General features: G+C 70.5%; 21 protein-coding genes and 3 tRNA genes. 13 read left to right on the top strand and 11 right to left on the bottom strand.

Annotated elements, in window-relative coordinates; all coding sequences use genetic code 11:
* Positions 1-49: 49 nt before the first annotated feature.
* From ACFVTX_RS14335 to ACFVTX_RS14305, 7 genes are all read left to right on the top strand, one after another.
* Positions 50-247: a hypothetical protein gene (locus tag ACFVTX_RS14335; protein ID WP_386901216.1), complete on the top strand. Its 198-nt coding sequence runs from the start codon at positions 50-52 to the stop codon at positions 245-247.
* A 15-nt stretch (positions 248-262) separates the two neighbouring features.
* Positions 263-1,141, top strand: a complete 879-nt coding sequence (locus ACFVTX_RS14330; RefSeq protein ID WP_386901214.1) for a PH domain-containing protein — start codon at positions 263-265, stop codon at positions 1,139-1,141.
* 39 nt (positions 1,142-1,180) lie between these two features.
* Entirely contained in the window at positions 1,181-2,470 is a 1,290-nt protein-coding gene (locus ACFVTX_RS14325) for a hypothetical protein (protein ID WP_386901212.1), read from the top strand.
* Positions 2,471-2,562: 92 nt separating this feature from the next.
* Positions 2,563-2,647 (top strand) — tRNA-Tyr (locus ACFVTX_RS14320).
* Positions 2,648-2,772: 125 nt separating this feature from the next.
* Positions 2,773-3,600, top strand: a complete 828-nt coding sequence (locus tag ACFVTX_RS14315) for an inositol monophosphatase family protein (RefSeq protein ID WP_386901210.1) — start codon at positions 2,773-2,775, stop codon at positions 3,598-3,600.
* A 429-nt stretch (positions 3,601-4,029) separates the two neighbouring features.
* Positions 4,030-5,787 carry a peptidoglycan DD-metalloendopeptidase family protein gene (locus tag ACFVTX_RS14310; RefSeq protein WP_386901208.1) on the top strand — a complete coding sequence of 586 codons (1,758 nt, stop codon included), beginning with the start codon at positions 4,030-4,032 and terminating at the stop codon, positions 5,785-5,787.
* 357 nt (positions 5,788-6,144) lie between these two features.
* Positions 6,145-6,870: an endonuclease domain-containing protein gene (locus tag ACFVTX_RS14305; RefSeq protein ID WP_386901206.1), complete on the top strand. Its 726-nt coding sequence runs from the start codon at positions 6,145-6,147 to the stop codon at positions 6,868-6,870.
* Positions 6,871-7,078: 208 nt separating this feature from the next.
* Here ACFVTX_RS14305 and ACFVTX_RS14300 read toward each other — a convergent pair whose 3' ends face one another.
* Positions 7,079-8,758, bottom strand: coding sequence for a glycoside hydrolase family 13 protein (locus ACFVTX_RS14300; protein WP_386901204.1), 1,680 nt, complete (start codon positions 8,756-8,758; stop codon positions 7,079-7,081).
* A gap of 244 nt (positions 8,759-9,002) precedes the next feature.
* Here ACFVTX_RS14300 and ACFVTX_RS14295 point away from each other — a divergent pair, with 244 nt between their 5' ends.
* The 3 genes from ACFVTX_RS14295 (at position 9,003) to ACFVTX_RS14285 (ending at position 12,975) form a co-directional block, all read left to right on the top strand.
* Positions 9,003-10,238: an extracellular solute-binding protein gene (locus ACFVTX_RS14295; protein WP_386901202.1), complete on the top strand. Its 1,236-nt coding sequence runs from the start codon at positions 9,003-9,005 to the stop codon at positions 10,236-10,238.
* Positions 10,239-10,369: 131 nt separating this feature from the next.
* Positions 10,370-11,989, top strand: a complete 1,620-nt coding sequence (locus tag ACFVTX_RS14290) for an ABC transporter permease subunit (RefSeq protein ID WP_386901200.1) — start codon at positions 10,370-10,372, stop codon at positions 11,987-11,989.
* A 62-nt stretch (positions 11,990-12,051) separates the two neighbouring features.
* Positions 12,052-12,975, top strand: coding sequence for a sugar ABC transporter permease (locus ACFVTX_RS14285; RefSeq protein WP_386901762.1), 924 nt, complete (start codon positions 12,052-12,054; stop codon positions 12,973-12,975).
* Between the two features lie 123 nt (positions 12,976-13,098).
* Here ACFVTX_RS14285 and ACFVTX_RS14280 read toward each other — a convergent pair whose 3' ends face one another.
* Entirely contained in the window at positions 13,099-13,953 is an 855-nt protein-coding gene (locus ACFVTX_RS14280) for a hypothetical protein (RefSeq protein WP_386901198.1), read from the bottom strand.
* A 71-nt stretch (positions 13,954-14,024) separates the two neighbouring features.
* Here ACFVTX_RS14280 and ACFVTX_RS14275 point away from each other — a divergent pair, with 71 nt between their 5' ends.
* The 3 genes from ACFVTX_RS14275 (at position 14,025) to ACFVTX_RS14265 (ending at position 16,184) form a co-directional block, all read left to right on the top strand.
* A complete protein-coding gene (locus ACFVTX_RS14275; RefSeq protein WP_386901196.1) occupies positions 14,025-15,905 on the top strand; it encodes a glycoside hydrolase family 13 protein in 1,881 nt (626 codons plus the stop codon).
* Positions 15,906-16,002: 97 nt separating this feature from the next.
* Positions 16,003-16,074 (top strand) — tRNA-Thr (locus tag ACFVTX_RS14270).
* A 36-nt stretch (positions 16,075-16,110) separates the two neighbouring features.
* A tRNA-Met gene (locus ACFVTX_RS14265) sits at positions 16,111-16,184 on the top strand.
* Between the two features lie 84 nt (positions 16,185-16,268).
* Here the strand turns inward: ACFVTX_RS14265 and idi are convergent.
* Genes idi through ACFVTX_RS14220 form a run of 9 tightly spaced genes read right to left on the bottom strand, consistent with a single transcriptional unit; the run spans position 16,269 to position 24,893 of the window.
* Positions 16,269-16,844 (bottom strand): isopentenyl-diphosphate Delta-isomerase, encoded by a 576-nt coding sequence (gene idi / locus ACFVTX_RS14260; RefSeq protein WP_386901195.1) that lies wholly within the window; start codon positions 16,842-16,844, stop codon positions 16,269-16,271.
* A 17-nt stretch (positions 16,845-16,861) separates the two neighbouring features.
* Entirely contained in the window at positions 16,862-18,265 is a 1,404-nt protein-coding gene (locus tag ACFVTX_RS14255; protein WP_386901193.1) for an alkaline phosphatase family protein, read from the bottom strand.
* Positions 18,262-19,425, bottom strand: coding sequence for a metabolite traffic protein EboE (gene eboE, locus ACFVTX_RS14250; RefSeq protein WP_386901191.1), 1,164 nt, complete (start codon positions 19,423-19,425; stop codon positions 18,262-18,264). The genes ACFVTX_RS14255 and eboE overlap by 4 nt, the downstream gene beginning before the upstream one ends.
* Entirely contained in the window at positions 19,425-20,312 is an 888-nt protein-coding gene (locus ACFVTX_RS14245) for a TatD family hydrolase (protein WP_386901189.1), read from the bottom strand. The genes eboE and ACFVTX_RS14245 overlap by 1 nt, the downstream gene beginning before the upstream one ends.
* Positions 20,313-20,314: 2 nt before the next feature.
* Positions 20,315-20,932 (bottom strand): EboA domain-containing protein, encoded by a 618-nt coding sequence (locus tag ACFVTX_RS14240; protein WP_386901187.1) that lies wholly within the window; start codon positions 20,930-20,932, stop codon positions 20,315-20,317.
* Positions 20,929-21,816, bottom strand: a complete 888-nt coding sequence (locus ACFVTX_RS14235) for a sugar phosphate isomerase/epimerase family protein (RefSeq protein WP_386901186.1) — start codon at positions 21,814-21,816, stop codon at positions 20,929-20,931. The genes ACFVTX_RS14240 and ACFVTX_RS14235 overlap by 4 nt, the downstream gene beginning before the upstream one ends.
* Positions 21,813-22,685, bottom strand: a complete 873-nt coding sequence (locus ACFVTX_RS14230; RefSeq protein ID WP_386901184.1) for an SCO3242 family prenyltransferase — start codon at positions 22,683-22,685, stop codon at positions 21,813-21,815. Before ACFVTX_RS14230 ends, ACFVTX_RS14235 begins: the two co-directional genes overlap by 4 nt.
* The gene (locus ACFVTX_RS14225) at positions 22,682-23,941 is read right to left on the bottom strand and encodes an inositol-3-phosphate synthase (RefSeq protein ID WP_386901182.1); all 1,260 of its coding nucleotides are present in this window, start codon (positions 23,939-23,941) and stop codon (positions 22,682-22,684) included. The genes ACFVTX_RS14230 and ACFVTX_RS14225 overlap by 4 nt, the downstream gene beginning before the upstream one ends.
* 43 nt (positions 23,942-23,984) lie before the next feature.
* A complete protein-coding gene (locus ACFVTX_RS14220; protein ID WP_386901760.1) occupies positions 23,985-24,893 on the bottom strand; it encodes a polyprenyl synthetase family protein in 909 nt (302 codons plus the stop codon).
* Positions 24,894-24,942: the final 49 nt, after the last annotated feature.

Here is a 24,942-nt window from a genome sequence, read left to right as displayed (position 1 = left end):
TTCGGGTGACAATGCCTTGGTTACGGGTGTGCCCAGAGGGGTGGTCGGCATGCCCATCCGTCACTCGAAGGGAACCGCCACCGTGAAGTGGGTCAAGCGCATCGTCCTGGGCCTCGTCGTGGTCTTCGCCGCCTTCTATCTCATCACCCGGCCCGAGGACGCGGCGAATGCCGTGCAGGGCGCGGTCGACGCCGTGTTCAACGCCGGCAACTCGATCATCACGTTCTTCACCTCCCTCGCCTCATAGCCGGGTGAACCTGCCGTGAGCCTGTTCGATCCGCACGTCGAGCGGCATCTCATCTCCGACGACGGCGAGGTGATCATCGACGAGGTGCGCAAGCACTGGGCGTCGAACGTGTTCGCCGCGCTCGAGATGATGGCCGCGGTGCCCGTGCTGTTCCTGCTCGCGTGGCTGCCGTCGCAGTTGTACTTCGTGCCGCTGCTCGGCTCCCTGTTCCTCGTGCTGCACGGCGGATGGCGGATCCTCGCCCGACGCATGGATCGCTTCGTCATCACGAACATGCGCGTGTTCCGCGTGCACGGGATCCTCTCGCAGCGCATCGCGACTATGCCGATCGCGCGAATCCTCGACATCTCGGTGCACAAGCCGATCCTCGGGCGCATCTTCAACTACGGGCACTTCATCTTCGAATCGGCCGCGCAGGACCAGGGGCTCCGCGAGATCCGCTTCGTCGCCTCGCCGAACGAGCGCGGCCTCACCATCCAGCGCGTCATCCAGCGTGCCGGCCTCCGGGGCGGCGGCAAGCCCGGCGCCGAGGAGCGCCGCTCGGAGCCCGCCCGGGTCTCACGTGAACGGGCCGAGTGGGCGCGCGCCGAGCAGGCCGCCCTCGACGAGCGGGCACGGCAGCGCGAGGAGTGGGATCGCGAGCGGAACGCGCGCGAGGCCGGCGACCCGCGGGAGCCGCGCACCGAGCCGGTGCCCGTGCAGTCGGCGACCGATGGGCACCGGGGCTGGCTCTCGACCTACGACGAGCGGCAGAACGCAGCACTGAGCCGCGGCCGCGGTGAGGGCTCGAGCTCGGGCTCGGGCTCGAGCTCGGGCTCGAGCTCAGGCGACGGCGATGAGGCGCGCGACCGGAACGACACCGCCGAGATGCCCTGGTGGCGTTCGTCGAACTGACGGTAGACCTCGTCGCGTGGGTGTGCCAGCATGGCGACCATGTCGATTCGACGGATGTCGCTCGCTGGGGGAATCGGAATCATCGCACTCGCCGTCGTCGGCGCCGCCGCGCCTGCGAGCGCGGTCGACCCGGCGACCGAGGTCGGTGTCTACGCCGACTGGACGGTCGGTGGGGCGGCCGGTGCCTTCACGGTGACCGGCACGCTTCCGGCCTCGACCGGGTTCGGGCAGGCCGTCACCGTCACGAGCGACTCGATCACCCTGACCGAGGCGTCCGGAGCGAGCGCCTTCCTCAACGCGTCGACCGACTTCGGCACGAGGTACGGATCGAGCCGGCTGCAGCCGTACCTGACGGTCCGGCCGAAGACGGGAGCCCTTGCACCCGTACCGCCCGCCGTCGACAACCCGCCGCCGTCGCGCACGGTCATCGACCTCGGAGCCGTGCGCGGTGACGACTGGGGGTTCGTGCTCGGCGACATCGATGCCGACTGGGTGTACGTCACCGTCTTCGACGACGCCGGAGCGCCGTTGCCGATCGAGGCGCTCGGCGCCATGACGCCCGCGAACTACTGCGCCGCCGGTTCGCCGAAACCGAGCGCGTGCGCCGGGCCCGGTCCCTTCGACGACGTGCCGCGCTGGGTCGGCACCGGAACGATCGACGACTTCGGCATCACCTTCACGACGGGCACCGTCGTCGGCAACTTCGACGACACGTCAGGTGCCTACCTCGGCTTCACCCCCGATCCGGCGGTGCGTCGTGTCGAGCTGCTCTACGGTGCCGTCAACGGTTCGCCGTCGTACCAGCTCTGGCTCGCCGCGGCCGCCGCGAAGACCACGATCACGGGCACCGTCGTGCTCGACGGCGGCGCGCCCGTCCCACCCGGAACGGTCGTCGAGATCGGCGACGCAGACGGCCAACCGGTGCTCGATGTCACCGGCGAGACGCTGCAGGTGCCGGTCGGCGAGGGCGGCGGGTTCACCGTCGAGCTGCCGCAGGCCGAGGAGTACACCCTGGTGGTCGTGCCGCCTGCCGGATACACGCCGCCCGCCCCGGTCGTCGTCGACGGTTCGCAGGCCGAGGTCGCGGTACCGCCCATCGCGGTCGTGCCCGTCGTGGTCGTGCCGTCGACGCCGCCCGCGCCCGGTTCGCCCGCGCCCGCCCCGGCCGGGCAGCTCGCGGAGTCCGGGGCGGACGCCTCGCCGTCCGTCGCGCTCGCTGCGGGGGCGGTCGTCATCGGAGCTGCGGCAATGCTGTTCGCGGCGACCCGGCGACGTCGTGCGACGGCGGGTGTCGCGAAGGGCTTCGCCGACGTGGCATCCGGCGCCTGATCGGCGACTTCGGCGCTCGATTTCCGCCACAGGGCCTCGGCGGGTATCCTTGTCAGGCCCCCGGTTGTGTGCAGAACGTGGTCGGGTGCGATGGCGAGTTACCCAAGCGGCCAAAGGGATCTGACTGTAAATCAGACTGCTCAGCATTCGGGGGTTCGAATCCCTCACTCGCCACCAGAGAAAGCCCCGGTTCACCGGGGTTTTCGTGTATCCGGGCGGATGCAGCGGCGCGGGCCCCGTTCCGGCCGCGTGCGCCGCTCGCGGCCATGGCGGGCGTCGTCGGGCCGCGCTAGCGTGAGGGCATGACCCGGCACGTGGCATCCGTCGAGCTCGACCGCCTGCTCGATCTCGCGCGCGACATCGCCCTCGAAGCCGCCGAATTCGCCGCAGAGGCTCGCCGGGGCGGCGTCGAGGTCGCCGCGACCAAGTCGACGCCGACCGACATCGTCACCGCGGTCGATCGCGACACCGAGTCGCTGATCCGCGAACGCATCCTCGCGGCGCGGCCCGACGACGGCATCCTCGGCGAAGAGGGGGCCGAACGATTCGGCACGAGCGGGCTCACGTGGGTCGTCGACCCGATCGACGGCACCGTGAACTTCCTCTACGGGGCGCCGAGCTGGGCGGTCAGCATCGCCGTCGTCGAGGAGCCGGCCGAGCCGTCGAGCTGGCGGGCGCTCGTCGGGATCGTCGTGAACCCGTCGAACGGCGAGGTCTACGAGGCGCGCGCCGGCGGCGGGGCGCGGCTCGGCAGCACCGCGCTGCATGTCACCACCGGGGTGCCGCTCGGGCGGGCCCTCGTCGGCACCGGCTTCGGTTACGCGGCCGAGGTGCGACGCGAACAGGCCGCGGTGCTGTTGGCGCTGCTGCCGCAGGTGCGCGATGTGCGCCGCAACGGCTCGGCCGCGCTCGAACTGTGCGGGGTCGCGGCCGGGCGGCTCGACGCCTTCTACGAGCACGGGCTCTCACCGTGGGATCACGCCGCCGCCGCGCTCATCGTGCGAGAAGCCGGGGCGCGGGTCGGGGGAGCACGGGGCGGCGCAGAGGGTGCCGAGCTCGTGCTCGCCGCCGCGCCCGGGCTGTACGAGGAGCTCGAATCCGCGCTCGCCGCGGCCGGGGCGTGGGCCTGAGTCGGGAGGCTGATGGGGTGTTCGCGTGCGCCCTCGTCGGCGTGCGCACCGGTGTTCCGCGGCATCCGGCCGTTCATCGACCGTTCTCGCGACGGATCGCGCAGTTTCGCGTGGCGTTCACCGTCGATTCCGGGTAGTCTTTACCAACCTGTTATCTCGCCGCGCGCCGGCGCGATGCCCACCTCCCCCGAAGCTCGCCCCCGAAGCCGAAAGCCCCTACACGTGCTCGAGTCCCCCCTCGTGCCCGACGGATCCACGCCTGGCACACGCGATGAAGTGCGGCCCGAGCGACCCCTGACCCGTCGAGAGCTGCGCGAGCGCGAGGCAGAGGCGGCACGTCGGGCAGAGCTCGCGGCCGGTGGCTCGTACGGGGCTCAGGCCTATCAGGCGCCGCAGGTGCCTCAGGTACCTCAGTCGCCTCAGGCGCCGATGTATCAGGCTCAGGCGGCGGCGCAGCAGGCGCCCGCTCAGCAGCAGGCAACCGCCCAGCAGGCGCCCGCTCAGCAGCCGGCGTGGCCGAGCCAGCCGATGGCGGCGCAGCCGGTCGCCTCGCAGCAGCCCGCGGCGCATCCCTTCGTCTCGCAGCCTGCAGCGGCGCCGAGGGCCTCGCATCCCGGGTTCGACGAGTTGTTCTCGGGCGCGAGCGCCCCGACCCCGACTCCCGTCGCAGCATCCCACCAGCTTCACCACCGCACCACCCCCGCAACGCCCACCGAGGCCGAGCCGATCGACCACCCGGTCGACCGCCGCTCGGCCTCCGCCATGTCTGCCGTCGCGCCGGTGCTGGCGCCGCGCGCCGCTGCGCCGGTCGCGCCGGCACCTGCGCCCGCGCCCGCTGCGCCCGTCACGGCGCCCGCCGCGCCCGCGCGGGCGACCACCGGGTTCGACGACCTCTTCGCCGGGCTCGGCGCCGACGATGACGAAGCAGACGAGTCGGGCCGCCGTTCGGGTCGAGCCGACCGCGATGCCCGCGCAGCCCGCAGCGATCGCAAGGCCGAGAAGCCGGCGAAGAACCGATTCGGCAAGAAGGCGCAGCCCGAGGTGCGCGGTGCGCGTCGCGGCGCGACCGTCGAGCCCGCGGGCAGTGCGGCTGCCGCGGCCGGTGCGGCCACCTCGACCGCCGCTGCAGCGGCCGCCGCGTCGGCCGATTTCGCCTCGCTCATCGCCGGAGCCGCCGCCGGGCCTCGCACCGCGCCCGTCGCGGTGCAGCTGCCGGCCCCCGAGGTGCCCGCGGCCCCCGACAGCATTCCGCACGCGCCGCGCGGCGCAGCCCAGCGCGACGACCTCGCCGCGATGATCGACGCCGCTCGAGTGGAGGCCGAGGCGTACGACGCCGAGCCCGCCGGCCGCATGGAGCACCCCGCGGTATCCGCTCGCCGCAGCGCCGAAGGCGCAAGCCGCGCTCCGCGCCGCACGACGCCGGCCGCAGAGGCCCGCCCCGTGGCATCCGGCCCGAAGAACGCACGACCGGCGCGGCGTCGCAACCGCACCCGCAGCATCGCCAGCGTCGTCGCGATGAGCTTCGCGGCGATGCTCGCCGTCGCCACCTCGGTGCCGTCGCTCTCGCTGCTCACGCCCGCCGAGGTGCAGGCGATGGCGCTCGAGAGCGTCTCGACGACCACGATCGACGGCCAGCGTGTCGAGATCAACGACGGCGTGCTCGCGCAGGGCGTCGACAGCGAGGGCTACAAGACGCAGACCATCGAGGAGTACGCCCAAGCCGCGGGCATCCGCGCCGAGGCGACCTTCACGAACAACCCCTCGGGCAGCGTGCAGTGGCCCTTCGCGGTCGGCGTGCACATCGGCGACCGCTTCGGCTACCGCGACTGCGCGGGCTGCTCGAGCGACCACCACGGCCAGGACTTCAACCCGGGCTACGGCGCCGACATCCAGTCGATCGCCGACGGTGTCGTCGTGAAGTCGACGGACTCGGGCGGCTCGCTCGGCGTCGTCATGATGATCGAGCACCAGATCGACGGTCAGACGGTCGTGAGCGTCTACGCGCACATGATCTCGGGCTCGCGCCTCTTCGAGGAGGGCGACGTCGTCGAGGTCGGCGACGTCATCGGCGAAACCGGCAACACCGGCATGTCGACCGGCCCGCACCTGCACTTCGAGATCCGCATCGGCGGCATCAACGGCGAGTGGGTCGACCCGCTCGACTGGCTGTACGCCAACACCAACTGAGTCGGGGTTCTCCACAGATCTCGATCTGCGTCGTCGTGGCGCTCTCCGAGCGTCGAGACTCGAGGCATGTCGTCGTCCCAATCGGCGGGTCGTGCCGAACGTGCGGGGGGCCCTGCAGCTCGCACCCGCGTCGACCGCGGTGCAGCGGTCGTCGAGGTCGTCGCCGCTGCGGGCGGCGTGTGCCCGGTGGCGAGGCTTCGGGCCTCCGGAGTTTCGCGCGAACACATTGCCGAGGCGATCGCGTCTCGACGAGTGTCGCGCGTCCGCCGCGGATGGATCGCCACGCCGGGTGCGAATCCCGAGGCGGTCCGGGCAGTGCGCGTCGGCGGGTTCGCGACGGCGGCGACGGTCGTACGCATGCACGGCATCCCGGTCCCCGGTGACGACCTGCTGCACGTCCGCGTCGCGCGCGGGGCTTCGCGACTCCGCGCACCCGACCTCGCTTCGTCGGGGCTGCGAGCACTCGATCGCGACCATGACCGGGTGTGTCTGCACCATCGCAGTGATCCCGTACCTGTCGCGGCGGTCGATCCGCTGCCGCTCGCTCTGGCCGAACTGTTGAACTGCGCGTCGCCCGAGACGGCGATCACCGTGCTCGACGCCGCGCTCTCCTCAGGGCGGCTCTCGCTGCCCGAGCTCGACGAGGTCAGGGCGCTGAGTGCGCCCTCGCGTCACCGCACGATCGAGAGTTCGGATGCCGGGTCGGAGTCGATCATCGAGACGAAGGTGCGGATGCTGCTGCGCTCGCGTCGTATCCGCTTTCGCAGTCAGGCGCCGATCGCCGATGTCGGGCGAGTCGACCTGCTCGTCGGCGATCGCCTCGTCATCGAGGTCGACGGCTCACGGTTCCACGCCGGCGACGACGAGTTCGAGAGCGATCGCCGACGCGACTTCGAGCTTGCGATCCGCGGTTACCTCGTGGTCCGTCTCAGCTATCGCATGGTGATGGAGCACTGGGAGGCGACCAGCGCGCAGCTGCTCGGCATCATCGCCCGGGGCGAGCATCGTTGGGGCTTTCGAGCGCGCGCCGTCGCGGTCCAGGGGCGGGCACTGCCGCGCTACCGGGGCTTCGAGGGGCGCTGAGCTTCCGCGCTTTTCAGGACGAGCGGGCGAACGCCGTCGGTGTAGCCGGTCGGGCGGCTCTCGTCCTGAAAAGCGCGTGCTGCGGGATGCGCGAGGCCTGTCGGGACACCGCGCTTTTCAGGATCAGCGGATATCCACGTTGCCGGTGGGCGATGTCGACGTGCTCGTCCTGAAAAGAGCGAGGGCGGGCGGGCCGCGGGGCGGCCCGCTACGCGGTGCGCAGCCAGACGGTCGTGTCGCCCGGCATCTCGGCGGATGCCACGTCGAGCGGGCCGCTCGTGACCAGGACCTCGCCGGCGGGCAGCGCGACGGGCGTCGCCCCGGTGTTCGCGATCACGGTCACGTCGCCGTTGCGGAACGTCAGCACGTCGGCACCGTCGGCACCCCCGTCGAGCCACTCGAGCGAGCCGTCGGCGAGGCCGTGGGCGCGGCGGCCGGCGAGGAGCGCCTGGTAGAGCGAGAGCGTCGAGCCCTCGACACCCTGCTGCGCCTCGCGCGCGAACGAGGCCCACGATGCGGGCTGGGGCAACCACGCGGCATCCGTGTCGCCGAAGCCGTACGACTGCGCGGCCGAGGCCCAGGGCAGCGGTACACGGCACCCGTCCCGGCCGTAGCGTTCGCCGTTCGTGCGGAACCACGTCGGGTCCTGGCGGGCGTCGTCGGGCAGTTCGATGACCTCGGGCAGGCCGAGTTCTTCGCCCTGGTAGAGGTAGGCCGAGCCGGGGAGGGCGAGCATGAGCGCGGTCGCGGCGCGGGCGCGGCGGAGGCCGGTCGCGGGGTCGCCGAGTCCGGGGGTGCGGGGGCCGACACCGTGACCCTGGGGGTTCGGTTCGGTGAGGGCGAGGCGGGTGGCGTGCCGCACGACGTCGTGGTTGGAGAGCACCCAGGTCGAAGGGGCGCCGACGGCGGCGAACGCGTCGATCGAGTCGTCGATGACGCGGCGCAGTGCGCCCGCCTGCCACGGGGTCTCGAGGTAGGCGAAGTTGAACGCCTGGTGCATCTCGTCGGGCCGCACCCACTTCGCGACGCGGGGGAGCGGGTCGACCCAGGCCTCGGCGGCGAGGATCCGCTCGCCGGGGTAGGTGTCGAGGAGCGCGCGCCAGTCGCGGTAGATCTCGTGCACGCCGTCCTGCGCCCAGTAGGGTGCCTGCGCGACGGCGGGGTCGACCACGGCCTCTTCGAGCCCGGCGGCGCCGCCCATGCTGCCGCCCTCGGCGGGCGGGGTCCAGTCGGGGAGGCCGTCGGCCTTGATCATGCCGTGGGCCACATCGACGCGGAACCCGTCGACGCCGCGGTCGAGCCAGAAGCGGAGGATGCGGCGGAACTCCTCGCGGACCTCCTCGTTCGTCCAGTCGAAGTCGGGCTGCGACGAGTCGAAGAGGTGGAGATACCACTGGCCGGGGGTGCCGTCGGGTTCCGTGATGCGGGTCCAGGCGGGGCCGCCGAACACGGACTCCCAGTTGTTCGGAGCGAGCTCGCCGTCGGCGCCGCGGCCGTCGCGGAAGAGGTAGCGGCCGCGCTCGGCGCTGCCGGGGGCGGCGGCGAGGGCCTGCTGGAACCAGACGTGCTGGTCGCTCGAGTGGTTGGGCACGAGGTCGACGATGACGCGGATGCCACGTGCATGTGCCTCGGACACCATGGCGTCGAAGTCGGTCAGGCTGCCGAAGAGCGGGTCGACGTCGCAGTAGTCGGCGACGTCGTAGCCGGCGTCCTTCTGGGGCGAGGTGTAGAAGGGCGAGAGCCAGATGGCGTCGATCCCGAGCTCGGCGAGGTCGCCCAGACGCTGCGTGATGCCGGCGAGGTCGCCCATGCCGTCGCCGTTCGCGTCGGCGAAGGAGCGGGGGTAGATCTGGTAGATCGCGGCAGTGCGCCACCATTCGGAAGTCATGTCGGAAACTGTACGACATTCTTGATACACCGTGGAAACGCTTGCAGGAATCCCCAAGTGTTCGATGGTCACGAACCGATATCGATCAGGAACCGCCGGTTTGGCGTTGAGAAGAAAGCAGGGTATACCTGTAATCGCTTGCAATCGCGAGCGACACAAGGAAGAACGGCCTTTCGGGCGCGGTGTGCGGTTCGAGCCACCAGGCGAAGGCGCCGATCTCACGCACACTGAGAAGGACACACCAATGAGGGTGAACAAGAAGAGCCTCCTTGCGGCCGGTGCGGTCGCGGTGGTCGCGACGCTCGGTCTCGCCGGTTGCGCTGGGGCCGACGGCGGATCTGACTCCGAGTCGAGCGCGAGCAGCACGCTGACCGTCTGGGTCGACGCCGAGCGCGTCGACGCACTCAAGGGCGCAGCAGCCGCCTACGAGGAGAAGACCGGCGTCGCCGTCGACATCGTCGGCAAGGACGTCGCCGACATCAAGGACGACTTCATCCAGCAGGTTCCGACGGGCAAGGGCCCCGACGTGACCATGGGCGCCCACGACTGGCTCGGCGAGCTCTCGACCAACGGCGTCGTCGCCCCGATCGAGCTCGGCGACTCGGCTGCCGACTACCTCCAGGTCGCCGTCGACGCGTCGACCTACGAGGGCACGACCTACATGCTCCCCTACGCGATCGAGAACATCGCGGTCCTCCGCAACGCCGACCTCGTTCCCGAGGCGGCGACGAGCTTCGACGACATGCTCGCCAAGGGCACCGCGGCCGGCCTCACGCAGCCGTTCGTCGTGGAGCAGGGCGCCGAGGGCAACCCGTACCACCTGTACCCCTTCCAGACCGCGTTCGGCGCTCCCGTGTTCGGCAGCGACGAGAACGGCTACAACGCCGACGACCTGCAGCTCGGCAACGCCGGCGGCGAGGCGTTCGCGACCTGGCTCGGCACGCAGGGCAAGAACGGCACCAAGGCGTTCAACACCGACATCGACGGTGACATCGCGAAGGACAGCTTCCTCACCGGCAAGTCGGCCTTCTGGCTGACCGGCCCGTGGAACGTCGGCGCGGCCGTCGACGCCGGCATCAACGTCGCGATCGACCCGACCCCGAGCCCCACCGCTGAGGCCACCCAGCCGTTCGCCGGCGTCAAGGGCTTCTTCGTCTCCTCGGAGTCGAAGAACAAGGTCGCCGCGAACGACTTCCTCGTGAACTACCTCGGCTCGGAGGAGACCCAGCTCGAGCTGTTCGAGGCCGGCAACATCCTCCCCGCGAACGCGGCGGCCGCCGAGACCGCTTCGGCCGACCCGATCATCGCCGGCTTCGCAGCCGTGGGTGCCGACGCCGTGCCGATGCCCGCCATCCCCGCCATGGGCAAGGTGTGGCAGTACTGGGGCATCGCCGAGGCCGACATCATCAACGGTGCCGACCCGGTCGCCACCTGGCAGAAGCTCGCCTCCGACGTGCAGGCGGCGATCGACGCCGGTTGATCCCGGATGCCTCAGGGGCGGAACCCGGGTCTCGAGACGCGTCGCGCTTCGCGCGGCGCTCCTCGACCAGCGGGTTCCGCCCTCGAGGCGCATCTGCACCCCAGACGCGACACGAAAGACCAGGCACCAGCATGAGCATCGCGACCGAAGACGTCCGCGAGGACGCACCTCCGCAGCAGAGCAAACGGCAGCGTCAGGCCGCGGGCATCGCCGAACAGGCCTCGGGCGGCATGGTGGCGCTGCTCGTGAAGCTCGTCGCGCTGGGTCTGTTCGACGCACTCGCGGTCTACGCCGTGTTCGTGCTCGCGCTGCACGAGCAGTGGACGGTGATGGTCGTCGTGGCCGCCGTCGCGGCGCTCGTGAACTGGATCTACTTCTCCCGCCGGAAGCTCCCGGCGAAGTACCTCACGCCGGGGGTCATCTTCCTCGTCGTGTTCCAGGTGTTCGTGCTCCTCTACACCGGGTACATCGCCTTCACGAACTACGGCACGGGCCACAACGGCACCCAGGAGCAGGCCGTCTCCTCGCTCATGGCCTCCTCGCTCGAGCGGGTCGAGGACTCGCCCACGTACGGCGTCACCGTCGTCGAGCGAGCGGGCGAACTGGGCCTGCTCGTCACCGACCCCGATGGCGAAGCCCTCGTCGGCACCAACGAGCAGCCCCTCGCCGAGGCATCCGGCGTCGAATTCGAGGGCGACCTCGCCGTCTCGGCCGACGGCTGGACGACGCTGCAGTTCGCCGAGGTGCTCGAGCGCACCGACGAGGTGACGGCACTCGCGGTGCCCGCCTCGGACGACCCCAACGACGGGGCGCTCCGCACGCCCGACGGGTCGAGCGGCTACCTCTACGTCTCGACGCTCGAGTACGACGAGGCCGCCGGCACCATGACCGACCTCACGACCGGCACGGTCTACTCCGACACCGGCGTCGGGGCGTTCACCGCAGAGGACGGCGAGCAGCTGCTGCCCGGCTGGCAGATCACGGTCGGCTTCGACAACTTCGTGCGGGCCGTCACCGACACCCGCCTCGCGGGCCCGCTGCTCTACGTGACGGCGTGGACCTTCGCGTTCGCGCTCATCTCGGTCGCATCGACCTTCTTCCTCGGCCTCTTCCTCGCCATCGTGTTCAACGACATGCGCATGCGGGGTCGCAAGATCTACCGCGTGCTGATGATCCTGCCGTACGCGATCCCGTCGTTCCTGTCGGCGCTCATCTGGGCGGGCATGATGAACGAGAGCTTCGGCTTCATCAACCAGGTGCTCCTCGGCGGGGCTTCCATCCCGTGGCTCACCGATCCATGGTTGGCGAAGGTGTCGATCCTCATCGTGAACCTGTGGCTCGGCTTCCCGTACATGTTCCTCGTGTGCATGGGTGCGCTGCAGTCGATCCCCGACGACATCCAGGAGGCCGCGAAGGTCGACGGCGCGAAGCCGTGGGCGATCTTCCGCCTCATCAAGCTGCCGCTGCTGCTCGTCACCGTGGCGCCGCTCCTGATCGCATCGTTCGCGTTCAACTTCAACAACTTCAACACGATCTACATGCTCACCGACGGCGGCCCGCGCGACTCGGGCGCGCCGATCCCGGTCGGCTACACCGACATCCTGATCACGATGGTCTACAAGGTGGCGTTCACCGGGCAGACGCGCGACTACGGTCTCGCGAGCGCGTACTCGATCATCATCTTCATCGTGGTCGCGGTGATCTCGATCATCGCGTTCCGCCGAACCAAGAGCCTCGAGGAGCTGAACTGATGGCCGCTCGCAAGGTCGTGCCCGGTACGGGAGTGAGTCTCGCCGCAGGCGAGATCGAAGAGATGACGGATGCCTCGACGCGGGCCTTCTCGGCGAAGGGCGGTGCGCCGCTCGAGCTGCCCAAGCGCCCGTTCAGCTTCGGCCGCTGGTTCTCGGCGACGGGGTGGCGTCACATCGTGGGCGTCGTCATGGTCATGTTCTCGCTGTTCCCGATCGTGTTCGTCGTGTCGTCGTCGCTCAACCCGAACGGCACGCTGACCGGTTCGAACGCGCTGTTCTCGAAGATCGGTCTCGACAGCTACGTGCGGATCCTCAGCGACCCGCAGGTGCCGTTCGCGACGTGGTTCGGCAACACGATGATCATCGCGGGCACGACGGCGGTGTGCACGGTGTTCCTCGGGGCGCTCGCGGCATATTCCTTCTCGCGCATGCGGTTCACGGGGCGCCGCTTCGGGCTCATCTCGATCGTGGTCGTGCAGATGTTCCCGCAGCTGCTCGCGGTGGTCGCGATCTTCCTGCTGATGTCGACGATCGGCGACCTGTTCCCGGCGATCGGTCTGAACACGCACCTCGGCCTCATCATGGTGTACCTGGGCGGCGCGCTGGGCGTGAACACGTACCTCATGTACGGCTTCTTCAACACGATTCCCGCCTCGATCGACGAGGCCGCGAAGATCGACGGTGCGGGGCACGCCCGCATCTTCTTCACGATCATCCTGCGGCTCGTGGCGCCGATCCTCGCGGTCGTCGCGCTGCTGTCGTTCATCGCGACGGTGAACGAGTTCGTCGTGGCATCCGTGCTGCTCATCGACACCGACAAGCAGACGCTCGCCGTCGGCCTCACGAAGCTCGTCTCGAACCCGCGCTACGCGGACTGGAGCGCCTTCTCTGCCGGTGCCGTGATGGCGGCGCTGCCGGTGGTCGCGCTGTTCCTCTTCCTGCAGAAGTACATCGTCGGCGGACTCACCGCGGGCGCGGTCAAGTAGGGCGCGCGCCTGGAGGATTCCGTGAACAGGACGAGCCGGTCGGCGCCGCTGCATGCGGGCGCGCCGACCGGCTCGTCCTGTCGAAGCGAGCCGGATGCCACGCGGCCGGCGACGCCCGTCGCGTCAGAACGCGCCGAGCGCGTGCGCGAGGGCGAGGCCTCCGACGGTGCCGATCGCGATCACCACGCCGCCGATGCCGAAGCCGAGCCCGATCGCGAGGCCCGGGTCCATCTTGCGGCGCAGCCGCCGGCCGGCCGGGGCGACCGGGTGGCCGTCGGCGCCGTCAGCGGTGCCTGGCGCCGCGGCCCGCTCGTCGACGTACATGTCGGTGCGATCGTGGAACTTCGCGCCGACGACCGCGCGGATGCGTTCGAAGCGCTCCCACGTCGCGGGCGACGCCCAGTCGAACCCGCCGGGCCGCATGACGATGAGCAGGTCGTCGCGCACCTCGACGTCGAGGTCGCCCGTCTCGTCGATCACGAGCGCCATCAGGTCTGGCGTGAACACGTAGAGCGCGTCGCGCTCGTACCCCTTCGGCACGTACAGACGGAAGTGCCGGTCGAAGTCGCCCTCGAGCGAGAGCCGCTGGTTCTCGCGCGGCGGGCGGGCGAGGCTCGACCCGATGAGTCCGTCGTTGCGGCCCGAGTCGAGGATCATGTTGGGCAGGTACCGCGGCAGGTCGATCGCGAGGTAGCCGACGTCGATGCTGCGCATCGGGCCGCTCGAGCTGACGCGCGTCGTGACTCTGATGCCCGACGCCGTGTGCCGCACCGACTCGGCCGTGCGAGTGCCGCCGCGCAGGTGCCCGGTCTGCCAGCCGTCGGCGATGATCTTCTCGTGCGCCGTGCCGTTCGCGACCTGCTCCCAGAGCCCTTCGCCGAGCGCGGGCGGGTCGCCGACGGCGTCGTACGCCCAGCCGTTCGCGGCCGCGAACGCGGCCAGGCCTTCGCGTTCGATCAGTTCGATTCGGGTCGCCACCGCGGTTCCTTTCGCGTCGCGCTCGTCGTCGACGCTCCATTCTGCAACAGTGCCCACGAGAGGATGCCTCCATGCTGAACCCGCACCACGACGGATCGCCGCTGCACGTCTCCACGCAGAGCCCCAGGCTCGGCGAGACCGTGCCGGTCCGGCTGCGCGTGCCCGAGGGCTTCGGCCCGCTGAGCTGGGTCGGCACCCGGTCGAACCCCGACCGGGAGCCGCGCTTCGACGAGGCGGTGCGGGTGCCCGCCCCGGGCGCAGGGGCCGAAGCCGATGGCGACGGCTGGGAGTGGTGGGAGGCCCGCGTCGAGGTCGCGAACCCCGTGCACGGCTACCGTTGGCTGCTCGTCGGCGACGACGGCCGTCAGCACTGGCTGAACCAGCTCGGCTTCGGCGAGGGCGAGACCCGCGACCACGACGACTTCAAGCTCGTCGCCCACGAGCCCGTGCCCGAATGGGTTCCCGGCAGCGTGCTGTACCAGGTGTTCCCCGACCGCTTCGCCCGGTCGGCGGCGGCCGACGAGCGAGCGACGCCCGAGTGGGCGATCCCCGCGGCGTGGGGCGACGCCCTCGACCCGGTGCCGCCGGGCCGTTCGGCCCAGTTCTTCGGGGGCGACCTCGACGGAGTGCGCGAGAAGCTCGACCACCTCGCGGGCCTCGGCGTCAACCTGCTGTATCTGACGCCCGTGTTCCCGGCCCGGTCGAACCACCGTTACGACGCGACGACCTTCGACCACGTCGACGAGCTCCTCGGCGGCGACGAGGCGCTCGTGCGTCTCGTCGAGGCGGCGCATGCCCGTGGCATCCGCGTCATCGGCGACCTCACCTCGAACCACTCGGGCGACGCGCACGAGTGGTTCCGTACGGCGCAGGCCGACCCGGCGTCGGTCGAGCGCGACTTCTACTCCTTCGACGAGGCCGTGCCGAACGGCTACGAGTCGTGGCTCGGCGTGCCCAGCCTGCCGAAGTTCGACTGGTCGTCGGAGGAGCTGCGCCGCCGCTTCGTCGACGGCCCCGACTCGATCGTCGCGAAGTACCTGCAGGCGCCCTTCGGGCTCGACGGCTGGCGCATCGATGTCGCCAACATGACCGGCCGCCTCGGCGCCGTCGACCTCAACAGCGCGGTGCGCCGGGCGATCCGCCGCACGATGCTCGCGGTGAACCCCGACACGATCCTGCTCGGCGAGTCGACGAACGACGGGGCGAGCGACTTCCAGGGCGATGCGTGGCACGGCGCGATGAGCTACACGCCCTTCACGCGCCCGCTCTGGAGCTGGCTGCAGCAGCCGGGCAGCCCCGCGGGCGGCGGCATCGGCTTCGCCCTCGCGCAGGTGCCGACGTTCACCGGAACCCAGTTCGTCGACGCGCACCTGCGCTTCGCGGCCGGCTACCCGTGGCGCACCCGCCTGGGCGGCATGAACGCGCTCGACACGCACGACACCCCCCGCTTCGCGACGCACGCGCGCCCCGGCACCGTGCCCGTGGCCTTCGGCCTCGCGGTCACGATGCCCGGCATCCCCGTGGTGTGGGCGGGCGACGAGTTCGGGCTCACCGGCGAGGACGGCGAGGCCTCGCGCACGCCGATGCCCTGGGGCACCGAGCAGGATGCCGCGGTCGTGCCCGTGCTCGAGGCGTACCGCCGGCTCGTGGAACTGCGGCGTTCGCACGCGGTGCTCGCGAACGGCGGCATCCGCTGGCTCGCGGTCACCGACGAACTCGTCGCGTTCGTGCGCGAATCGGCCGAGGAGTCCGTGCTCGTCGTGGCGGCGCGCTCGGCGGCGAGTGCGCCGCTCGCGGGCGTCTCGCGCGAGTTCGGCGAGCCGCTCGTCGCCTTCGGAGAGCTGCGGCTCGAGGCCTCCGGAACCGGTGCGACCGACGCGCTCACCGCGCGGGCCGACGGCCCCGCATTCGGTGCGTGGAAGCTGCCCGGGGTGGTCGCACCGTCCTGGTGATGCGACCGGAACGGTCGCACGGCGTCGCATTCGGTGGAGTGGTACGAAGCACCCTCTGAGAGGTGATATCCTCGTACGGTTGCCAAATGCGGCACACGCCCCGATAGCTCAGTGGTAGAGCACTTCCATGGTAAGGAAGGGGTCGTCAGTTCAATCCTGACTCGGGGCTCTGGTTCATTCTGAGCTTATGCTCGAAGAACCTCCCGGCGGGGTAGCTCAGGTGGTTAGAGCACACGGCTCATAATCGTGGTGTCGCGGGTTCGAGTCCCGCCCTCGCTACAACAGCCCCGGATTTCCATGGAAATGCCGGGGCTTCGTGCTGTCAGACGGATTCCGCAGCCTCATTGCACAGGTTCGATGCTCTCAGCACCGTGCCCCCGCGTGAACGCCTGATCCTGCGAACAGATCGAGCCGGCGGAACTCGGCGGCCTGCAGCACGCTCCACGGGCTGAGGAGGAATGGCGCACGGGCGGCGACCTCGATGAACGCGGAGGGCGCCACCCACGCCCACTCGAGAACCTCGTCGGGATCGGGGGCAAGGGACGCGGGCAGTTCGGCGAAGTACACGGGGCAGATCTCGTGCTCGACGATCCCGTCAGCGGCGACGGCCCGGTAGCGAAAATCGGGCAGCACGATCCTCAGGCCGCGAAGCCCGACTCCGAGTTCTTGGCGCACCCGCCGCGTGACCGCGTCCTCGGGGGATTCCCCTGGTGCGGGGTGCCCGCAGCACGCATTCGACCAGACACCGGGCCACGCGCGCTTCGTCAGTGCGCGGCGCGTCAACAGCATCCGCCCGGCTTCGTCGAATCCGTAGCAGGAGAAGGCGAGGTGGAGCGGGGTGTCGATCCCATGCACCAACGCCTTGTCTGCGGTGCCGATCTGCGATCCGACATCGTCGAGCAGCACGACCTGCTCGCCGCCATCGGCGGCGCCGATCACGGCGCCGGGCTCGCCCGTCACGGCGCCACCACGGCTCCGGTGGTCCGGGCCGCCTGCAGGACGAGGTCCCGCACGTGGGCGGCCGGGACGACGGCGCCCGCCCGATCCCAGAACGGCAGATCAGCGTCGGAGCAGATCAGCAGCGGCGTGTCGTCGGCGCGTTCCGGCAGCCGGCCATGCGTACCGCGAACGCAGGAGGGATCCGTCGGAATGACGTCCATGGTGTAGCGCAGCCCGAGGCGCTTGCGCAGCAACCCCATCGCAGCGCGGAGCTTCACCGTCGGGTTGGCGGGATTGAGGAAGAGCTCCGCGGGATCGTAGCCCGGCTTGCGGTGGATCTCGACGCTTCGCGCGAAGTCCGGCGCACGATTCGGGTCGAGCCAGTAGTAGTAGGTGAACCACGCACCGGGCTCGGCGATCGCGACGATCTCGCCAGATCGCTCGTGGTCGAGACCGTAGCGTGCCTGATCCTCCCGGTCGAGCACTTCATCGATGCCGGGGGTCTGTTCGAGCACGTCCCGGACTCGGGGGATGTCGGCAGGATCGGCCACGTAGACATGGGCGACCTGGTGGTCGGCGACTGCGAAGGCGCGCGAGGACAGCGGGTCGAGGAGTTCGCGACCCTGCTGCACGTGCACTTCGAGCAGGCCCGTCGCCCGGAGCACCCGATTGATGTCCACGGGCGAGTGCGCGGGCGCGATGCCGTACTCGGCGACGGCGATGACGGATGCCCCGTGGGCCTGCGCATCGTCGAGCAGCGGCGCAAGCGCCGCGTCGAGGTCCGAAGCCGCACGATCGGCTTCAGGAGCGTCGGGGCCGAATCGCTGAAGGTCGTAGTCGAGATGGGGCAGGTACGCCATGACGAGATCTGGCGCCGGATCGCGAAGGATCGCCCGGGTGGCATCGATGATCCAGCGGCTCGAGCGGATCGAGGCGGTCGGCCCCCAGTAGTCGAAGAGCGGGAACGTTCCGAGCTCCTCGGTGAGCCGATCGTGCAATGCCGGCGGGCGCGTGTAGCAGTCGGGCGACTTGCGACCGTCGGCGTGATATACCGGGCGCGGCGTCACCGTGAGGTCGGTGCTCGCGCCCATGGCGTACCACCAGCCGACGTTGGCGGTGGTGAACCCGGGGTCGGTTCGACGTGCTGTCTCCCAGACCTTCTCTCCGCGAACGAGTGCGTTGTGCTGTCGCCAGAGATTCACCTCGCCGATGTCGCGCAGGTACCAGCCGTTTCCGACGATCCCGTGCCGAGACGGCGGAAGTCCGGTGAGCATGGTCGACTGCACACTGCAGGTGACGGCGGGCAGCACGGTGCCGAGGCTGGTCTGCACGCCGCGGGCGGCGAGGTCGCTGAGCCGGGGCATGTTCCTCAGGGCACGCTCGGTGAGCCCGACGACGTCGAGCAGGAGCAGCCGGGTCATGTCGCGACCGCCTTCGGGACGAGCATTGCGCGCTCGGCGTCCGGAGCTTGGATGAGCTCGTCGAGCGCCCACCGCAGTTCCGCCGAGATGCCGGCGGTGAGATCGGTGACGCCGCCGGGCAGGACCGACCAGGTGTAGGTCTCGATGTCGAGGTGCGCCTCCTCGCCGTGGCTGGTTTGCCGTACCGCTGCGCACGCGGCGCGCAGCACATCGGTGGTCGCGGTGAGCGGCGAGGTCGGCGCGAGGTGCAGGGGCACATGGAAGTGCACGCGCCACGGCCCCTCCGCGGGCAGCTTCTCGAGGGCGTCGGGGAGGTCGTCGGCGGCGAGCACGACGCCGTCGGGGGCGAGCTCGCGGGTCTGGTGAAGGTACCGCTGCTCCACGAACGCGGCGACGGCCGATCGGCTCGCGGAGTCGGCGGGATCCTCGACATGGAGGGCCGCGGACGCCTGCACCTTCACGATGCGGATGCCGGCGGCCTCGATGAGGCCTACCGTCTCCACAGGATCGGCGAAGGAGACGGCGAGGTGGCAGGTATCGAGACAGATGCCGATGTGCTCGGGATCGATGCCCTCGGTGCCGAGACGTGGAGCGAGCCAGTCGACGACATCGGCGACGGTGTCGAGCACGCAACCGGGTTCGGGCTCGATGGCGAGCCGAATCGTTCGGCCCGTGCGGCGACGCAGCTCACGCAGCCGATCGGAGACGCGCCGCAGCTCCGCCGTCGCCCGCGCATCGTGGTCGGGGGTCCAGGGGCTGCGCCAGGCGAGGGGCAGCGTCGAGATGCTGCCGTCGCCGTCCGGGGGGAGGAGCTCCGCCAGGACTCGGGCGCAGTTCAGGGTGTAGTCGGCGCGCCTCGGATCGGTCCAGTCCGGAAGGTAGACGTCATGCTTCACGACCTCGGCGTGGAACGCGGCGTACGGGAAGGCGTTGACGGTGCGCACCTCGAGGCCGTTCGCCTCCAGGCACGCGCGCAAACGGTTCACACCCTCGGTGTCGACAGTCAGTCGTCGGGCGAGGTCGGCAGGGAGCCAGAGGCCGACACCGAGGCGATCGAGGCCCGCGGCCCGGCGCGCCGGGCCTGCAGAGGCGTCGAGTTGGGCGATCACCCCGTCGAGGTCTTCGGCTGGGTGCACATTGGTGCAGTAGGAGAGCTCCATCAGGCGCGCACCCCTCGCAGCACGGAGTTGCCCTCGAAGTTCGCGCCGGATGCCGCAGGCGCGTCGGCGTCGTGCGCGGCGAACCCTGCCACCGGAGTGAGGTTGAGACGGCCGCTCTGTCCGTAGAACGAGACGGGGTTCTGCCAGAGCACGAGGTCGACGTCATGCGCTGAGAACCCGGCATCGAGCATCGCCTCGGCGGTGGCACGGGTCTTCAACGGGTCGGAGTGACCCCAGTCGGCCGCGCTGTTCACCAACATCCGTTCGGTTCCGTACTGGCGGAGGATCGCGACGAACCGCTGCTCGTCCATCTTGGTGTCGGGGTAGATGGAGAAGCCCATCCAGCAGCCGCTCTCGGCGACCGCTGCCACGGTCATTTCGTTGAGATGGTCCACGACTACTCGTTCAGGTGGGAGACCCGACTCGCGCACCACGTCGAGCGTGCGCAATGTCCCGGCCGCCTTGTCACGGTGCGGGGTGTGTACGAGCGCCGGGAGATCGTGCAGCAGCGCGAGTTCGAGCTGCGCGGCGAACACCTCGTCTTCAGCGGGCGTGTTGGAGTCGTAGCCGGTTTCGCCGACCGCGACGACGCCGTCCTTCGACAGGTAGCGGGGGAGCAGCTGGAGCGCTTCGCGGCAACGGGGATCGTTCGCCTCCTTCGGGTTCAGCCCGATCGTGGCGTGGTGTCGGATGCCGTATTGGGCCGCCCGGAATCGCTCCCAGCCGATGAGCGCATCGAAGTAGTCGGCGAAGCTGCCGGGATTCGTGCGCGGCTGGCCGAGCCAGAAGGAGGGCTCGACGATTGCCCGCACGCCGGCGCGGTACATCGCCGCGTAGTCGTCGGTCGTTCGCGAGGTCATGTGGATATGCGGGTCGAAGATACGCACGGTCAATCCTCCTGAGGGGCGGTCGTGGTCGCGGTCGCGAGCCGGGCCATGTCGTCGGTGATCGGTCGGGAGGCCTCGCGGCGCTCGGCCACGAGCGCGGCCGCCATGCGGGCGAGTTCGTCGTCCGCCCGCCGGTCGACGCCGGCGACGGCGGTGAGCGGGATGCCCATGAATAGCACCTTGAGCACGCCGTGCCGCCACGCGTGTTGATCGAGGTGCCGTGCGCTGAACGACCCCATGGCGGCCGCGACGAGGCGCGGGTCGTTGGTTCGAAGGGCGTCCGCGACGAGCTCGAGCCCGGCGGCGACCACCGGCTCCGTTTCGGGGTCGGCCGCACTGAGGCCGCGGAGCACCCCGCGGCGCTCGGCGTCGTCTCCGTGGCGGTAGAGCTGTTCGACGGCGGGCGCGGCGTCCTGCGGGGCGAGTGCCGCGAGCAGTGCTCCGAGCAGCTCCTCGCGTGCCCGGTCGTCGGCCGTGCCGCGCACGAGGCCGCGCGGATCCTGCTCGGGGGCGAGGGGTTCGCGGCCCACGGCACGCCCTGCCGCCGGAAACAGCTCGGCGATGGATGCCGGGTGCGCTGTCACCGTCAGCACCCCGGCGACGATCCAATCGTCATTCATCGTTCCGCCCATGCATCGTGCATCGTCGCGAGGCACCGGGCGGCGACGCCCGGCGCGTCGTGCGAGTGCCGAGGCAGTTCTATCGCGGCGATGCCGCGATAGCCGAGTTCCTGCAGCTCACGGAGAGCCGCGCCGAGGGGGAGCTCGCCCTGGCCGAGCTCGAGGTGCTCGTGCGCGGCCGGAGTCATGTCGTCGACCTGGACGTTGCGCAGCAGCGACCCTGCCGCACGGAGCGCGCCGATGACACCCTCCGGCTCGACCACCAGGCAGTGTCCGAGGTCGATCGTGAGCCCGAGGCAGTCAGGGCGTCCGAGGTCCGCGTGGAGCTGCAGCGCGTCGGCGACCGTCTCGACGAGCATGCCGGGCTCCGGTTCGATCGCAAGTGCGACGTTGCTCCTCGCGGCGTGCTCGAGGAGACCCGCGAGGCGGTCGCGCAGTCGATCGCCCGCTTGCGCGGGAGCGACCCCGTCTGGACGAACTCCGGACCAGAATGAGACGCAGTCCGCCCCGAGGATGCCGGCGACGTCGACAGCCCGGCGCAGGAAGATCTCCCGGAGGCTCGCGTCGTCGTCGAGCAGGTTCGGCCGGTGCTTGCGGAATGGGTCGAGGGTGTACCGCGCCCCCGTCTCGATCACGACCCGCCAGCCGAGCTCCTCGAGGCGTCGGCGCAGGCGCAGCGCCGTGCGGTCGGCGTCCGCCGAGAACGGATCGAGGTGCGGATGCCCGAGCGTCAGCGCCAGTGCACGGTAGCCGAGCCGGTCGAGCACGAGCACCGCGTCGTCGAGGGGATGGTCGACGAAGCCGTTCGTCCCGTAGCCGACCGCGAACGCCGCACCGGGCAAGCCCGACGCGGTGGGGCTGCGATCGAGCGTCGCGCGAGTCATGTGACGTCTCCTGCTCGACGGCGCGCGACGAGCGCTCGCCGGAGCACATCGAGCGCCGCAAGGCCGAGCGCGACGATGAACGATCCGCTCCTCGCGACGAGGGCGGCCTGCAGCGGCACGACCGAGCCGATGGCGGAGCGCGTGGCATCGCGCACACGGATGGGTGACGGATCGTCGAGCGCTGTCAGCTGGTCAGGGAGCGCCGAGGCGAGGTACCCGACCGCACCTGCCGCACCCGCGAGTTGCGCCATGGGAGCCCGTACGGATGGAGCGACTGCCTCGATCGATGCGGCTGCGGCCCCGGTCGCCACCAACGCGGCACCGAGGTCGGTGGCCGTTCCACCATGCACCTCGCCCCGCGAGAGGGCGGTCACCCCTACCGTGTGGACGGCGATCGAGAGCGCGGCGGGGAGCGCGCGCACCGATCCGCGCGCACCCATCAGGACATCCAGCCCCCGGCAGGCCGCCATCACCAGCGGGCCGGCCGCGGTTGGCTTGGCCATGACGTCGTACGCCACCACGGCTGCGGTGAGCGGTACCGCCGTGGCGAGCGAACGGCGACCGCCGCCGGCTGCGGCGAGTGCCAGCCCAGCGGCACCGCACACAGCGGAGACGACGAGCGCCTGCGCCGGACTCACGCGACCCGACGGGATCGGCCGCTCAGGCCGTTCCGTCGCGTCGACGCGGCGATCGGCCCAATCGTTCAATGCCATGCCGCCGCTGTAGATCGCCGCAGAGGCGAGCGGGAGGAGCCAGCCGCGCCGCGTGAATCCGCCGGTGGCGGCGTGCGAGCCGACCACGGTGTCGCCGAGCACGGTGAGCGCTGCGGGAGCGCGCACGAGCTCGAGTACGTCGCGGAACGTCGTCATCGTGCACCATCGAGAACCGGGGACGGAACCGACGCATGCGCGACGGCGAATCCGGTGTCGGTCGCCCAGGACCTTAGAGCGATCGCCTGATCCGCGAACGCGTGCACGTCGCTGCCCCACGGATCCTTGAAGAAGAAGCCCAGCGCCGGCAGTGCGCCGTGCTGCCCCGCGGCATCCGCCAACGCGAGCAAGCGGGCCAGATCGATGACGAGCGGCGCGGCGAGCATCGAATCATACGCGCTCCAGGTGGTCTGCAGTGTGATCCGCGTGGACAGGAATCCCTCGACGTGCACATGGTCCCACGCGGTCTTGATATCGCCGAGGTCGGGAACGTTGTCGATATGGAGTGGCGCGACGACATGCTCGCCGACGAGACTCAACAGGCCGCGGTTCTTCGAGACGAGCTTGCTCCGCACAGCGTCGGGATCGGCCAGCGTGGCTCCGTCCCCGCCGCCGAGCAGATTCGTGCCAGCCCAGGATCGGACGCGCATTCCACGCTCGGTGAACATCGGCGCCAGCACCGTGCGCAGCAGCGTCTCGCCGGTCTTGCCGTCCTGACCTGCGTAGGGGATACCCCGTCGGTCCGCCATCGCACGCAGCGCGGGGAGCCACAATCCGGCCGACGGCGTGAAGCAGGCGTATGCGCTGCCCGATTCGACCGCCGCCAATGCGGCGACGGAGCTCGCTGGAAGCAAGCTGCGCTCCGTGTCGGCGAGCGCCTCGGCGAGGAGTACGGTGTCGTGGAACTCGGGCCGATCATCGGGGAGCGCCTCGGTCGAGGAGACGTCGATCACCATGACGTGGGCGAGTGAGTTGCGCGCGCGGAACGCCGTGATGTCGCCGGCCAGGCGGCTGATTGCGGTGGACTGCGACTCGGTCGACGTCGCCGGGTCGTAGCCGGGCCGGATCGCCGCATCGGTGGCGCTCAGCGCGTGATGGACGGCGGCGACGACGGAGGCCGGGAGCATGCCGGCATCGGCGAGCGCCTCGGCACGGCGAGCCAATGGCAGAGTGCTGACATCGTGGCCGCCGATGACGATCTCAGAAAAATCTGGGAGCGGCACCTCCGCGAACGCCGGGCCGGCGGTCGCGCATCCCGTGGGCGGCGCGACCCCGGCGGCGAGCGCGTGCACGCCGACGACGGCGGCTGTCGCGACGGAGCCTCGCGCCCCGATCAGCCAGAGTCCGACTCGGCCTCTGGTCCATGCGCTATCCGGTGCGATGGTGTCAGTCGGGTATTCGGGGGTGGGGGTCATGTCGGTCCTCTCCGGGGAGATGTCGTCGGTGTTCGGTTCGGGGTCAGCACTCGCGGCCGCGCAGCGCCCCTGCCAGGTCGGCGAGGTAGGCGGCGAGTGCGGGGGGCAGGTTCTCGAAGGCGATGTCGATGCCGTGGTCCAGGTGCCAATTGATCAGATCGTGCACGGCGGCGCGAGCGCCGGTCGCGGTCACGATCTCGCGGACGAGATCGGCGTCGCCGTCGCTTGCATCGGCCTTGCCGAGCACCGCGTCGACGACGGCACGGCCTTCCTCATCAGCGCGGGCGTGCGCGAGTCTGATGTGCTCCGTGCGCTTTCCGTCGCGGAGGTCGGACGTGGCGGACTTTCCTGTGGCGGCGGGGGAGCCGAACAGGCCGAGGTCGTCGTCGCTGAGCTGGTAGGCGATACCGAAGGCGGCGCCGATGCGTTCCAACGCGCCGAGGAGTGGGGTGACCTCGGTGCCGGCGGCGAGGGCGCCGAGGAGAAGCGGAAGGGTCACGCTGTACGACGACGTCTTCAGCAACGCAACACGGAGCGGGTCGCAGCTGGCCGGGGCGAGCTGCTCCGACCGCACATCGAGTATCTCGCCGGTGATCGCGCGTTCGACGGCCACAAGTGCCGCTTCAGCCAGACGCAGGCGCGTGGCGTCTGCCGTCGGCGCCGAGAGCAGGGCGTGCACCGCCGCGTTGAGTGCGAGGTCGCCGGCGAGAATCCCGGACGCCTCACCCTGTCGAGCTGCGGCAGCGGTGCTGAAGCCCGCGGCACGTGCCTCGAGCTCTGCGAGGCCGACGACGTTCGAGCGGCCGTGACGCACACGGTCGCCGTCGATCACATCGTCGTGCATGCAGAGGCCGAGGTGCAGGAGCTGTTGCGCAGCAGCGACGCGTCGGAGCAGGCGGTCATCGTCGCCTCCGAAGCCGAAGTAGGCGGCGGCGACGAGTCGAGGGCGCATGAACTTGCCGCCGTCGGCGGCGCGAGCGGCGCCGATGAGGCGGTCGATG

This window comes from Agromyces sp. NPDC058136, assembly GCF_042884375.1.
Classification (GTDB): domain Bacteria; phylum Actinomycetota; class Actinomycetes; order Actinomycetales; family Microbacteriaceae; genus Agromyces.
The sequence above is the reverse complement of the archived record's forward strand: the minus strand, read 5'-3'. Positions and strand labels throughout refer to the sequence as shown.